Raw genomic sequence first — 13025 nt, 5'->3', positions numbered from 1 at the left:
CTCGCGCCGCGGTGCTTCGCGGGCCGGGACAGGTCCGCCGCTTGACGCACCGCACGGAAGGAACTGCCATGCACGCGCCGCACACGGTGGCATCGGTGCTCGCCGCCAAGGGGGTCACGGGTCACATCGCCCCCATGGACCTGATCACGCGAGGCGCCCTCGACGTCATAGCCCTGCTGATCCTGGTCGGCTGGCTCTACCGGCGCCGCCGCAGCGCGCAGGAGATGCCGCTCGTCCTGACCGCCCTGAACATCGGCCTGTTCGTGGCGATGAGCGCGATCAGCGCGGGCAAGTTCCCGACCGGGGTCGGCTTCGGCCTGTTCGGCATCCTCTCCCTCGTCCGGCTGCGCAGCGCGGCGTTCACCCTGCGGGACGTGGCCTACACCTTCGCCGCGCTGGTCATCGCGCTGTGCAACGGACTGCCGCAACGCGCGAGCTGGCTCGCCATCTCGCTCGACGTCCTCGTACTGGTGGCCGTTCTGGTGGTCGACGACCCGCGGACCTACAACCCGACCCGCGTGGTCAAGCTCACCCTCGACCGGACCTACGCCGACCAGGCCGACATCCTTATGGATGTCGCGGCCCGTTTCGGCCGGGTGCCCCTCGCGGTGGAGGTCGACGAGGTCGACTACGTACGCGAGACGACCCGGGTCGTGGCCCGTTTCCCCGTCGAGCCGGGCGGACCCGCACAGGCCACCGAGATCTCCGCGGTCGGGGAACCCGACGTGCCGGTGGCCGCGGGAGCCGGGCGGGCGCTGTGACCCCAGAGGCCTCCTTCGCTCTCGCGCTCGGCCTTTCCATGCCCCGCGGCGCGACCCTCACCGAGGTCGACGCGGCCGCGGCCCTGCAGCACCGCACCGACCGCAAGTACCTGGTCACCCTCGACCTCGCCCGCCGTCTGGTCGGGCAACTGGCCGACAGCCACCGAATCCTGGACCTCGACGGACGCCGTACGACCACCTACCACAGCACCTACTTCGACACGCCTCAGCTCGGTGCCTGGCACGCGCACGTCCAGGGGCGGCGCCGCCGCTGGAAGGTACGCACCCGGCTGTACGCGGAGGACGGGCTGTGCCGGGTGGAGGTCAAGACCAAGGACGGCCGCGGCGCGACGGTCAAGCACGCGCTCGGGGCCCCGGCAGCGGAGTACGGCACGCTCAGTCAGCAGGCAGCAGAGTTCCTGGACAGGGTCCTCGCCGGATCCTCGATCCCCGTCCGCGCCGCGGACCTCGTCGCCACCACCGAGATCCGCTACCTCCGCGCCGCCCTCGCCGACCTCGACCACGGCACCCGCATCACCCTCGACGGCGTCCTCACGTGCCACCACGGTGACCGCTCTGCCGCCCTCGACCCAGACTTCGTCCTCGTCGAGACCAAGGGCGGCGCCCGCCCGGCCCCCGCCGACCGGATGCTGCTCGCCCTCGGCGTCCGGCCGGTCTCCATCAGCAAGTACCTGGTCGGCCAGGCCCTGTTGACCCCGGGCCTCCCCGACAACGACATACGTCGCCTCGCCCGCACCTGCTTCCACACCGGCCCGCACCTCACGTCGGGCCTGCTCCTCGAAGGGACCCACGCCGCATGAGCGTCCTGCGCAGCATCAGGTGGCCGTACGCCGTGATCGCGGTCATCGCCGTCGCGGTGGCCTCCGTCGGCCTGCTCCGCCCCCAGCTCGCCGCCGTCGTCACCGGCAGCCCCGGGGCGACCGCCCTCATCGGGCAGAACCCGCCGCCCACACTCTTCACCGACGCGGCCGTCGCTCCCCTCGGCCGAAGGGTCGCCGCCCAGCGCACGCAGGCGGACACCCTCTTCGCCCAGTGGAAGAACCAGCACGGGACGACACAGGACGACAAAGCATTCGCCGCCTGGGCCGCCCAGCAGATTCCGGCCCCGCCCACGGCCACGGCCCGCACCGCCGAACTCCACAAGGTCCAGGACCTCGCCAAGACCCGCACCGCCGCCGGGAAGAAGGCCGCCACCTGGCTGGAGCTCTACGGCAAGCAGGACATCTGGAAGCTCTACCAGCACGACCAGCGTGAACTCGTTCCCGCCGCCAAGGGCACGGACGAGAAGGCCCGGCTCAAGTCCGCCCTGAAACTGGCCAAGACCATCAGCGACCAGCTTGCCGCGCGGGACAAGCAGCCCGCCCCCTTCGTCCTCGACCCGAGCCTGCGCCCCGACAAGCACATCACCCCCGGGGCCAAGGGCCCGTACTCCTACCCCTCCCGCCACGCCGCCCGCTCCGCCGCCGCTGTCACCCTGCTCAGCGCTTTCGCCCCGCACCGCACCGAGGACTACCGGTGGATGCAGGACGAGGTCGTGTACTCCCGCGTCTACATGGCGGGCCATGTCCCGAGCGACATCCTCGCCGGCACGCTGCTCGGCGACCTCATCGGCGACTACGAGCTGTCCATCAAGGGGAACTGACGGCGTGGTCGCCCCCAGGCCACCCTTCTGTCGGTCGCGGATTCGGGCAGCGGCGACCGACGCAGCCTCGGCTGCGGAGCACACGTCGCTTCGATGAAGTTTCAAGGGTGGCCCAGAGAAAGCCCGGCGCTGCGGCCCGAGACGTGCCCTATGCGTTGAGCCCCCTTCCAAACCTCAAGCCCAGCACACGCCTGACGAGGAACCCGCCGTCCCGGGCTTCGTTCAGGTATAGCCGGAGGCGGCCACGCACGTCCGGTTCCGCACCCGTCTCGTCGTGTTTGCCGAGCGCTGGCGACGGAGCGGCTCCCAGGGGCCCTCTTACTTGGTGAGTGGGAAAAGATCTTAGTGATCGCGGGATTCGATCTTCGAAGGCGCTGAACTTTCCCTGGCCAGAGAATTTCGTCGGTTCCCCACCAGCTGAAAGCCCCTCAGGTCTTCGACCTGAGGGGCTTTCACGTTGTCCGGGTGCTTCCGGTGCTGCTCCCGAGTTCTCGTGCGAGGTCCCGCGACGGGGAGTGCCGCGCGACGCGGAGGGCTCGGAGCCGCTGTGAAGTGTGACGATGCTCTCACGTGGTGCCGGGGAATTGCCCGGGCGGCGGCTGGTGAACCGGCGTCCCGGTGAAGCGGAGCCGGTGAAGGGGGGAGCCCCGCAGGGTTGAGGTGTCCGGTCCTGCGGGGCTCTGTGCCGCTGTGCCGTCTCCGGTGGGCGGAACGGCGGCGGTCGTCGGGTGCCGTGGTCAGGCGGCGAGGCGCTCCGCGACCTTCTTGGCCTGAGCGGCCGCGTCTTCGAGGGCCTTGCTCCGGGACGCTTCGAAGAGCGGGACCAGCTCGGCCATCGCCGGGTTGTGCGGGGCCATGGTGAGCTCCGGAACGATGAAGTCGAGGTCGAGGGCGAGCGCGTCGCGCAGCACGGCCTCCAGGTAGTTCTGGACGTACTCGAAGCCCTCGCGCGGAGTGCCCGGCGCGTACGAGCCGCCGCGGCTGGCGACGACGGTGACCGGGGTGCCCTTGAGCTTCGAGTCCTCGGCCATGGCGGTGCGCCCCATGAGGACGACGTTGTCGAGCCATGCCTTGAGGGTCGAGGGGATGGTGAAGTTGTACATGGGGGCGCCGATCAGGATCGCGTCCGCGTTCTCCAGCTCCTCGATGAGCTTCAGCCGTGAGGCGAAGGCCTCGGCCTGCCCGGGGGTGTGCGTGTCCGGGGCGGCGAAACCGGCGGTGTGGGCGTCGGCCGTGATGTGCGGCACAGGGTGCGCGGCCAGGTCGCGGTAGATGACCGTGCCGTCGGGGTGCTGCTCCTCCCAGGCCGTGCGGAAGGCGTCCGTGACGGCACGCGAGGTGGAGGCGCCGTCCGGGAAGACGGACGAGTCGATGTGGAGGAGGGTGGCCATGGGGATCTCCAGACAAACGGGATGTGTAGGGCGGTGGGCCGGGACCGGGACTGAGGTTGGGACCGGGGTCGGGGCCGAATAGGGCTGCGGGCGGGGGTCCGTGCGGACTCTTGGGGTGGAGTCCGTCCTTGCGGGCTCCTGGGGCGGGCCCGGGGCGCGGTCGTTGAACCGGATCCAGGGCAGGGCTGTCGAAGGGAGTCGAGTCACCCCGAAGGGCTTCTCTTTCGTTCCTAACTAGAAATAACACAGCTACTTACTTTTTTTCATCCCCTTGTGAGGACGCAGTACCCTGGGCCCATGGCAGAACCGGGCAGCCACGACGCGGGGCCGTGTCAGAAGGTCGACGACGGCATGACCCGTGTCTTCACGCTGCTCGGAAAGCGCTGGACGGGTCTCGTCGTCACGGTTCTGATGCAGCACCCCGTCCACTTCGCCGATCTGCGCCGGGCGATCCCGGGGATCAGCGAGCGGATGCTTTCGGACCGGCTCACCGAACTCGGCGCGGCCGGCCTGGTCGTGCGCGAGGTCAATGAGGGTCCCCCGCTGCGGGTTTCGTACCGTCTGACGGAGGCGGGCGCGGCTCTGGAACCGGCCCTCAAGGAGCTGGGTTCCTGGGCGGAGAGGTATCTGCCGGAGAGCGCACCTTGTCCGGGGCGGCTGCGGTAGCGGCCCGGGGCGTGACCCGACTCGCTCGAGCCGTTCGCGAGGGTGTCGCACCGGCGCCCGGTCGGGCCGCGTGAGCGGGTGTGATCGCGGCTTCTTCCCCGTGGGCCCGTGGAGTTGTCCACAGGGTCTGACGAGTTTTCCCGACCGGCTGTACGGTCAGCACGAGTTGATGTTCGTGTGCGGGGGAGGCGGTCGTGATGGCCGAGGTCGGTACAGCGGGTACGGAGCGACAGACGGCGCCGACGGGGCAGGCCGGGCTGATCGAACAGGCCGGTCCGGAGCGGCAGGACCGCGGTGACCGGCGGCCCGGGGCGGGGTCCGCGTCGGACTCCGACGGGCGTCCTTCGTCCGAGGCCCGGCCGGCGGCCGGGGCGTTCGGGGCCCGGGGGTTCGCTGTCGCGGGGTTCGCCGCCTGGCCGGTGAAGGGCTCGCCCAAGGAGGAGGGGAAGGCCCTGCGCGGGCGGGTGTCGCGGACGGTGCACGCCGAGTTCCTCGTGGACGCCGACCGGCCGGACGCCGTGACCGCGGTCGAGGAGTCCAACCGGGGTCGGCTCTCCGAGCTCACGCCGATACGGGTCGGCAGGATGGCGGCCACGCCCTTCGCGTTCCTGCGCGGTTCCGCGGGCCTCATGGCGTACGACCTCGCCCGCACCCCGATGACCGGCATCAGTGCCCAGATCTGCGGTGACGCGCACGCGGCGAACTTCGGTCTGTACGGGGACGCGCGCGGCGGCCTGGTCATCGATCTGAACGACTTCGACGAGACGGTGTACGGCCCCTGGGAATGGGACCTCAAGCGGCTCGTCACCTCGCTCGTGCTCGCGGGCCGGGAGGCCGGAGCGGACGAGGACACCTGTCGGGCCGCAGCGCGCGACACCGTGGGCGCGTACCGCCGCACGATGCGCCTGCTGGCCAAGCTGCCGGTGCTGGACGCGTGGAACGCCATCGCCGACGAGGAACTCGTCTCGCACACGGACGCCCACGACCTGCTCGGCACTCTGGAGCGGGTCTCCGAGAAGGCGCGGGCCAACACCAGCGGGCGGTTCGCCGCCAGGTCGACGGAGGCAGTCGAGGGCGGTGGCCGCCGGTTCGTGGACGCGGCGCCCGTGCTGCGCCGCGTTCCCGACGAGGAGGCGGCCGCGGTCGCGGCGTCCCTGGACCACTATCTGACGACGCTCTCCGAGGACCGCCTCCCCCTGCTCGCCCGCTACGCGGTGCACGACGTCGCCTTCCGGGTGGTCGGCACCGGCAGTGTCGGCACCCGCTCGTACGTCGTACTGCTCCTGGACCATCGCGGCGAGGCCCTCGTCCTCCAGGTCAAGGAGGCCCGCGCCTCGGTGTTGCTCCCGCACCTCGCGACGGCCGGCCATCCGATGCCCGAGGTGGCTCACGAGGGCCGCCGTGTCGTCCTCGGCCAGAAGCGCATGCAGGTCGTCAGCGACATCCTTCTCGGCTGGACCTCGGTCGACGGTCTCCCCTACCAGGTGCGCCAGTTCCGCAACCGCAAGGGCAGCGTCGACCCCGCAGCCCTGGCCGCCGACCACATCGACGACTACGGCCGCATGACCGGCGCCCTGCTGGCCCGCGCCCACAGCCACAGCGCAGACCCGCGCCTCATCGCCGGGTACTGCGGCAAGAACGAGGAGCTGGACGAGGCCATCGCCTCCTTCGCCGTTGCCTACGCGGACCGCACGGAGGCGGACCACGCGGCCCTGGTGGCGGCGGTCCGAAGCGGACGGATCGCTTCTGAAGCGGGGGTGTGACGGGGGTGTGAACGGGGGCGTCCGGTCCGCCCCTCCGGACGGGGCGGTCCACCGGTGCCGATGCCGTTGTCGGCACCGGTTCCGGTGGTCGGGATGATCGGGGTGGTTGGGGTCTTTGGGGTCGTTGTGGCCGGTCAGGTGGCTGTAGAGGCGGGGAAGGCAGTGAGTCGCGGGGGAGTGTGGCCTACGCTGGTCGGGTGACGACCCCGGAAGCCGATCAGAGCCAGTCCGAGCCCGCCTTCGAGGGGGGCCGGGAACACTCCGGTGCCCCGGAGGGTGGGACGCCCCAAGCCTCCCCCGGCGACGACGGCCGCATCACGGAGGCGGAGGGCGCGGACGCCCCCTCCGGCGCCCGGGATGCCGCCGGGAGCGAGGCCCGCACCGAGGCTCGGAGCGAGGCCGACGGCGAGGGCCGGAGCCCGGCTCAGAGTGAGGATGCCCGGCCCGAGGCGCGGCTCGAGCGGGCCGTGCGAGCGGCCGAGCAGGCGTTGATCGAGTTCGAGATCGCCGTGGAGACCTTCCGCGTCGAGGTCGACAACTTCTCGCGGCTGCATCACCAGAAGCTCGGTCCGATGTACTCGCGCCTCGACGAGCTTGAGGCCCAGATCGCCGAGGCGCGTGCCGCGCGCACCGGCGACCCGGAAGACATATTCAAGGCGCACGAGGCACGGGCGCGGGTCATGCCCATGCCCGGTGTCGAGGAGCTGTTCCACGGCTGGATGGACTCGGAGGGACTGTTCCCCGAGGCTGTGGCGATGCTCACGGACCAGCCCGTGCGGCCCCCGCAGCGTGTGCGCCCCAGCGAGGAGGCCCGCAAGCTCTTCCGTGAGCTGGTCCGCAAGGCGCACCCCGACCTGGCGCAGGACGAGGGCGAGCGCAAGCGGCGCGACGAGTTCATCGCCCGCGTGAACACCGCCTACGCCAGGGGCGACGAGGCGTTGCTGCGGGAACTGGCCCAGGAGTGGGCCGCAGGCCCCGCGCCCGAAGAGTGGAAGCCGAGCCGCAGCGAGGAGCTCTACGCCCGTCTCGAATGGCTCTCGCAGCGCAAGGAGATGCTCACCTTCGTCGCCCGCGAACTGGAGGAGAGCGCCATCGGCGCCATGCTCAAGATGGCTCCGGAAGACCCGGACCGTCTTCTGGAGGAGATCGCCGAACAGCTGCTGACGCAGGTCGGCGAGCGCGAGCACGAGCTGGCCGAACTGATCGCCCAGGCTCCCTGAGCTTCCCCGCCGGCGCGGTCGGGTAGCGTCGGAGGCATGAGTTTCGGAGCTGGTGTGCCCACGGTCGGGGTCGACAATCTCGCGGTCGACGACTTCCTGCTGGACGTCCGGGAGGACGACGAGTGGGAGGCAGGTCACGCCCAGGGGGCGCTGCACATCCCCATGAGCGACTTCGTCGCCCGGTACGGCGAGTTGACCGAGGCCGCCCCGCAGGACGGCCGCGTCAATGTGATCTGCCGCTCCGGTGGCCGTTCGGCCCAGGTCACGATGTACCTGGTCCAGCAGGGCATCGACGCCGCGAATGTCGAAGGCGGCATGCAGACCTGGGAGGCCGCGGGCCGCCCGGTCGTGAACGACAAGGGCGAGCCCGGCTTCGTGCTGTAGCCGCCGGTCCCTCTCACCCCAGGGGGTGCGCCGCCAGCAGATCGCCCAGGGCTTCTTCGTGTGCCGACGCCGGGCCGAATGACAGTTCCAGGTGCTTGGCCCAGGCGTGGTAGCGGTGCAGCGCGTACTCGGTGTCGGCGCCGAACCCTCCGTGCAGATGCTGGGCGGTCTGCACGACCCGGCGTACTCCCTCGGACGCCCAGATCTTGGCTACGGCCACGTCACCGCAGGCCGGGAGCGCACCCCCGGCTCCCGTGCCGATCCGCCATGCGGCCTGCCAGAGCGTCGCCTCCATCGCCCGCAGGTCGATATAGCGGTCGGCGGCCTGCACGGCGACCGCCTGGAACGTGGCGACCGGGAACCCGAACTGCTCCCGCTTGCTCGTGTACGCGCTCGTCATCCGGAGGACTTCCTCGCCGAGCCCGAGCGCCAGCGCGCATGTGCCGGTGGCCAGCAGGTCACGCAGCCACTCCCACGCCCCCTGCGCGTCGATGACAGCCCGGGAGGCGATCCGGGCGGACTCCAGCCGCAGTTCGCCGAGCCGTTCACCGGTCGTGGAGATCTGCTCGGCGAGTACGGCCCCTTCGTGGTCGCGTGGAACCAGAGCGAGGACGGTCCGGTCGGCGTCCGTGTGCGCGGGCACGACGATGAAGTCGGCGTTGCAGGCCCAGGGGACGGCCGTCTGCACTCCGTCCAGCACCCACCCCGCACCGTCCTGCCGTGCGGTCACGGCGAGTTCGGCCGGGTCGTGACCGGTCCTGCCGTTGGCGGCGACGGTCAGCACGAGCTCACCCCGGCCGGCCGGCGCCGACAGCTCCGCCCTCAACTCCTTGCCGCCGTAGCGCTGTACGGCGGCGGTCGCCGCGCTGTTCTCCAGCAACGGCACCCGCGCCAGCACCTTCGCCGACTCCCGCAGCACGAGACACAGCGCGACCGCGTCGAGGCCCGACCCGCCGGACTCCTCGTCGAGCAGCAGGCTCAGCAGGTCCGCGTCGGCGAGCTTTGCCCACAGGGCCCGGTCGAAGTCCTCGGCGACGGCGCCCGCGGTGAGCGCGGGACTGGGCACCGTGTCAGGGGAGACCCCGGCGAACACCGCCTTCGCCGCCTCGACCGCCGCCTGCTGCTCCTCGGTGAAGGTGAAGTCCACGATCCCGTCCTCCCGCACACGCGCCGGACCAACGACCAGACGGAACGCCTGATCTGACGGTGCGTCAAGATAGAACAGGTTCTACGAGAAGGGAACGGCCGACGATCGGTCACCTGTCAACCGGGCTCGGCGGGCGATGTCCTGCCGGCAGGGCTCGGCCGTTGGAGGGTGCCCGCCGGGCTCGGTGGTCGAGGCGTGTCCGCCGGGCTCAGCGGTCGAAGTCCAGCTCCACCTTTTCCGTGGCCGGGTGGGACTGGCAGGCCAGTACGTACCCGGCCTCCGTCTCCTCCGGCTCCAGCGCGAAGTTGCGGTCCATCCGCACCTCGCCCGAGACAAGGAACGCCCGGCAGGTGCCGCACACGCCGCCCTTGCAGGCGTAGGGCGCGTCCGGACGGTTGCGCAGCACCGCGTCGAGCAGCGACTCGCCGTCCTGGACGGGCCAGGTGCCGCCGCGTCCGTCGAGCCGTGCGGTCACCGTGCTGTGCGCGGGGGCCGGTACGGCGGAGGCGGTCGTGATGCCGGCGTCCACGTGGAAGATCTCCTCGTGGATCCGGGTCCGGGACACCCCGAGCCCGCGCAGTGCCCGCTCGGCCCCCTGTACGAGCCCCATGGGCCCGCACAGGAACCAGCCCGCCACCCGGTCCACGGGCAGCAGAGCCGGAAGCAGCCCGGCCAGCCGCTCCTGGTCGAGCCTCCCGGACGGCAGCCCGGCCTGCTGCTCCTCCCGGGAGAGGACCGTCACCAGCTGGAACCGCTGCGGATAGCGGTCCTTGAGGTCGGCGACCTCCTCCAGGAACATCGTCGAGGCCGACGTACGGTCGCTGCGTATCAGGCAGAACCTCGCGTCCGGCTCTCGCGCCAGCAGCGTCGAGACGATCGACAGCACCGGGGTGATCCCGCTGCCACCCACCACCGCCGCGTACAGGCCGGCCGAGGGCTCCAGGGTGAAGCGTCCGGCCGGAACCATCACCTCCACCTCGTCGCCGACGGCGATCTCCTTGAGCGCGTACGTCGAGAACGCACCGCCGTCGACCAGGCGCACTCCGACCCGCAGGGTGCGCGGCCCCTCGCCGTCGGGGGCGGGTGCCGGTGAGCAGATGGAGTACGTGCGGCGTATCTCGGTGCCGTCGACCGTGCGGCGCAGTGCCAGATGCTGGCCGGCGGCATGCCGGTAGTCCTCGCGCAGCTCCGCGGGTACCGCGAGGGTCAGGGCCACGGAGTCGTCGGTGATCCGGTCGACCGCGGCCACCGGGAGCGGGTGGAAGCGGGCCATCACAACTCCTTGAAGTGGTCGAACGGTTCGCGGCAGGACAGGCAGCGGCGCAGCGCCTTGCACGCGGTGGAGGAGAAGCGGCTGAGCAATTCGGTGTCGGCCGATCCGCAGGACGGGCAGCGGACGGGCTCCAGTTCCGGTTCGGCGTTGGCCGTCCGGGTCGGCCCCAGGCCGAGCGTCACCGGGCCCGCGGGACGGCCGCCGCGTGGCGGCGCTATTCCGAACTCCCGCAGTTTGCGGCGGCCTTCGTCCGAGATGTCGTCCGTCGACCAGGCGGGACTGAGTACCGTGCGCACGGACACATCGCGTATGCCGTGCTCGTGCAGTACCCGCTCGATGTCCATGGACATGGCCTCGACGGCCGGACAGCCGGTGTAGGTCGGGGTCAGCTCGACCTCGACGGAGTCCGCGCCGCGGACATGCACGGCGCGCAGCACGCCGAGCTCGTCCAGGGTGACGACGGGCAGCTCGGGGTCGAGCACGGAGCCGGCCAGTCTGCGCAGCTCCTCCTCGAGGGCGGTCGTTTTCACCATGACGCCCCCGGGTGGCTGCGGTGCAGGTGCTGCATCTCGGCGAGCATCCGTCCGAAGGACTCGGTGTGCAGACCCTGGCGTCCGGCGCCCGCCGCCCATGCCCCGGACTGCGGTCCCTCGGGGACCGACAGCGTGGCACGGCGCAGGGTGGCTCCCACGGACTCCGTCCAGGCGGCCCGCATTCCTTCCCAGTCGACGTCGATGCCCTGGATCGGCTGGAACATCTCTCCGGTGAAGCGCCACAGCGCCTCGCAGGCCCGGCTCATCCGCTCATGGCTGGCGTCCGTGCCGTCGCCGAGGCGCAGCGTCCACTGCTCGGCGTGGTCCTGGTGGTAGGCGACTTCCTTGACGGCCTTCGCGGCGAGGGGGGCGAACTCGCTCTCCCCGGCTGCCAGTTGCGAGTAGAGAAGCCGCTGGTAGGTGGCGAAGTAGAGCTGGCGGGCGATGGTGTGCGCGAAGTCGCCGTTCGGCTGCTCGACGAGCTGGAGATTGCGGAAGGCGCGCTCCTCGCGGAGATACGCCAACTCGTCCTCGTCACCGGCCATGGAGAGTAGGACCCGGGCCTGGCCGAGCAGGTCCAGCGCGATGTTGGCCAGGGCGACTTCCTCTTCGAGGACGGGTCCGTGGCCGGCCCACTCCCCCAGGCGGTGCGAGAGCACCAGGGCGTCGTCGCCGAGGGCCAGGGCCGCCGCGGTGTTCACGGTGAGAGTCACAGGTGCTTCACCCCTTCCGGGATCTCGTAGAACGTCGGGTGCCGGTACGGCTTGTCGGCGGACGGCTCGAAGAACGGGTCCTTCTCGTCGGGCGAGGAGGCCGTGACGGCGGCGGACGGGACGACCCAGATCGAGACGCCTTCGCCGCGGCGGGTGTACAGGTCGCGGGCGTTGCGCAGCGCCAGCTCGGCGTCCGGCGCGTGCAGGCTGCCGGCGTGGGTGTGCGAGAGCCCGCGGCGCGAGCGCACGAAGACCTCCCACAGCGGCCAGTCGGTGTTCGTCATGCTCGGGTCGCTCCTGTCTCACCGGTCGTGCTCGCGGAGCCGCCGGTCCCGCTCGTGTGCTTGTCCGCGTACGCCGCGGCCGCCTCCCGTACCCAAGCGCCCTCCTCGTGGGCGCGCCGGCGCTGGGTGATCCGCTGTTCGTTGCAGGGGCCGTTGCCCTTGAGGACCTCCCAGAACTCCGTCCAGTCGATCGTGCCGAAGTCGTGGTGTCCCCGCTCCTCGTTCCACACCAGGTCGGGGTCGGGCAGGGTCAGACCGAGGGACTCGGCCTGGGGTACGGCTATGTCGACGAAGCGCTGGCGCAGCTCGTCGTTCGAATGGCGCTTGATCTTCCACGCCATCGACTGGGCGGAGTGCGAGGACTCGTCGTCGGGCGGGCCGAACATCATCAGGGAGGGCCACCACCAGCGGTCGACCGCGTCCTGCGCCATCGCGTGCTGCTCGGCGGTGCCCCGGCTCAGGGCCAGTAGCAGCTCGTACCCCTGGCGCTGGTGGAAGGACTCCTCCTTGCACACGCGGACCATCGCGCGCGCGTAGGGACCGTAGGAGCAGCGGCACAGGGGGACCTGGTTGGTGATCGCGGCGCCGTCGACGAGCCAGCCGATGGCGCCGACGTCCGCCCACGTCAGCGTCGGGTAGTTGAAGATCGACGAGTACTTCTGGCGGCCGGAATGCAGCTTGTCCAGCAGTTCGTCGCGGCCGACGCCGAGGGTCTCGGCCGCGCTGTACAGATACAGCCCGTGTCCGGCCTCGTCCTGGACCTTCGCCATCAGGATCGCCTTGCGGCGCAGGGAGGGCGCGCGCGTGATCCAGTTGGCCTCCGGCTGCATGCCGATGATCTCGGAGTGGGCGTGCTGCGCGATCTGGCGGACCAGGGTGGAACGGTAGGCGTCGGGCATCCAGTCACGGGGCTCGATGCGTTCGTCGGCCGCCACCGCGGCGTCGAAGACGGCCTCGTATGCCGCTGTGCGCACCGCTTCGTCGGCGGCTTCGTCCGCCTGTGTGCGGGCCGTGTGGTGCGCTGATGCTGTCGCCATGCGGTCCCCCTCGACCTCTCACTCCCGACCGACCGATCGTTCGGTCCGCTCGCATCAATGGTCGGTCGAGCGCCGTATGGTGTCAACCGCTGTGGATAACCTCGTGCGCGTTGGCGTGGTCGTTGTGACACATGGGGCTGTGCCGGATGGTCGGGTCTGAGTACGGTTCGCTTGCGAACGTCGTGGTGTG

General features: G+C 71.0%; 14 protein-coding genes. 7 read left to right on the top strand and 7 right to left on the bottom strand.

Annotation, left to right across the window (positions count from 1 at the left end):
- Positions 1–68 precede the first annotated feature (68 nt).
- The 3 genes from ACFYR3_RS04735 to ACFYR3_RS04725 are packed head-to-tail and all read left to right on the top strand — an operon-like array spanning position 69 to position 2424.
- On the top strand, positions 69–761 hold the full coding sequence (locus ACFYR3_RS04735) for a DUF4956 domain-containing protein (RefSeq protein WP_355851629.1): 693 nt from the start codon (positions 69–71) through the stop codon (positions 759–761).
- Complete coding sequence (locus ACFYR3_RS04730) at positions 758–1582, top strand: polyphosphate polymerase domain-containing protein (RefSeq protein WP_389281477.1); 825 nt, start codon at positions 758–760, stop codon at positions 1580–1582. The genes ACFYR3_RS04735 and ACFYR3_RS04730 overlap by 4 nt, the downstream gene beginning before the upstream one ends.
- Positions 1579–2424, top strand: a complete 846-nt coding sequence (locus ACFYR3_RS04725) for a phosphatase PAP2 family protein (protein WP_355851635.1) — start codon at positions 1579–1581, stop codon at positions 2422–2424. The genes ACFYR3_RS04730 and ACFYR3_RS04725 overlap by 4 nt, the downstream gene beginning before the upstream one ends.
- A gap of 737 nt (positions 2425–3161) precedes the next feature.
- Here the strand turns inward: ACFYR3_RS04725 and ACFYR3_RS04720 are convergent.
- On the bottom strand, positions 3162–3815 hold the full coding sequence (locus tag ACFYR3_RS04720) for an NAD(P)H-dependent oxidoreductase (protein ID WP_355851638.1): 654 nt from the start codon (positions 3813–3815) through the stop codon (positions 3162–3164).
- Between the two features lie 297 nt (positions 3816–4112).
- Between ACFYR3_RS04720 and ACFYR3_RS04715 the strand changes: the two genes are divergently transcribed.
- The 4 genes from ACFYR3_RS04715 to ACFYR3_RS04700 all read left to right on the top strand — a co-directional run bounded on the left by ACFYR3_RS04715 (position 4113) and on the right by ACFYR3_RS04700 (position 7848).
- Positions 4113–4481 (top strand): helix-turn-helix domain-containing protein, encoded by a 369-nt coding sequence (locus ACFYR3_RS04715; protein ID WP_355851641.1) that lies wholly within the window; start codon positions 4113–4115, stop codon positions 4479–4481.
- A 197-nt stretch (positions 4482–4678) separates the two neighbouring features.
- Positions 4679–6244, top strand: coding sequence for a DUF2252 domain-containing protein (locus ACFYR3_RS04710; RefSeq protein WP_355851644.1), 1566 nt, complete (start codon positions 4679–4681; stop codon positions 6242–6244).
- Between the two features lie 197 nt (positions 6245–6441).
- Positions 6442–7464, top strand: a complete 1023-nt coding sequence (locus ACFYR3_RS04705; protein ID WP_389281474.1) for a hypothetical protein — start codon at positions 6442–6444, stop codon at positions 7462–7464.
- 36 nt (positions 7465–7500) lie between these two features.
- Positions 7501–7848, top strand: a complete 348-nt coding sequence (locus tag ACFYR3_RS04700; RefSeq protein ID WP_355851650.1) for a rhodanese-like domain-containing protein — start codon at positions 7501–7503, stop codon at positions 7846–7848.
- 13 nt (positions 7849–7861) lie between these two features.
- On the opposite strand, the gene ACFYR3_RS04695 is transcribed toward ACFYR3_RS04700, so the two are convergent.
- The 6 genes from ACFYR3_RS04695 to paaA form a co-directional block, all read right to left on the bottom strand.
- Positions 7862–8995 (bottom strand): acyl-CoA dehydrogenase family protein, encoded by a 1134-nt coding sequence (locus ACFYR3_RS04695; protein ID WP_389281472.1) that lies wholly within the window; start codon positions 8993–8995, stop codon positions 7862–7864.
- A gap of 208 nt (positions 8996–9203) precedes the next feature.
- Positions 9204–10268 (bottom strand): 2Fe-2S iron-sulfur cluster-binding protein, encoded by a 1065-nt coding sequence (locus ACFYR3_RS04690; protein WP_355851656.1) that lies wholly within the window; start codon positions 10266–10268, stop codon positions 9204–9206.
- The gene (paaD, locus tag ACFYR3_RS04685; RefSeq protein ID WP_389281470.1) at positions 10268–10801 is read right to left on the bottom strand and encodes a 1,2-phenylacetyl-CoA epoxidase subunit PaaD; all 534 of its coding nucleotides are present in this window, start codon (positions 10799–10801) and stop codon (positions 10268–10270) included. The genes ACFYR3_RS04690 and paaD overlap by 1 nt, the downstream gene beginning before the upstream one ends.
- The gene (paaC, locus tag ACFYR3_RS04680) at positions 10795–11514 is read right to left on the bottom strand and encodes a 1,2-phenylacetyl-CoA epoxidase subunit PaaC (protein WP_355851662.1); all 720 of its coding nucleotides are present in this window, start codon (positions 11512–11514) and stop codon (positions 10795–10797) included. Before paaC ends, paaD begins: the two co-directional genes overlap by 7 nt.
- Entirely contained in the window at positions 11511–11798 is a 288-nt protein-coding gene (gene paaB / locus ACFYR3_RS04675; protein WP_164372737.1) for a 1,2-phenylacetyl-CoA epoxidase subunit PaaB, read from the bottom strand. The genes paaC and paaB overlap by 4 nt, the downstream gene beginning before the upstream one ends.
- The gene (paaA, locus tag ACFYR3_RS04670; RefSeq protein WP_389281468.1) at positions 11795–12835 is read right to left on the bottom strand and encodes a 1,2-phenylacetyl-CoA epoxidase subunit PaaA; all 1041 of its coding nucleotides are present in this window, start codon (positions 12833–12835) and stop codon (positions 11795–11797) included. Before paaA ends, paaB begins: the two co-directional genes overlap by 4 nt.
- Between the last annotated feature and the right edge of the window lie 190 nt (positions 12836–13025).

It is taken from the genome of Streptomyces sp. NPDC005784, assembly GCF_042871525.1.
GTDB lineage: Bacteria > Actinomycetota > Actinomycetes > Streptomycetales > Streptomycetaceae > Streptomyces.
The sequence above is the reverse complement of the archived record's forward strand: the minus strand, read 5'-3'. Positions and strand labels throughout refer to the sequence as shown.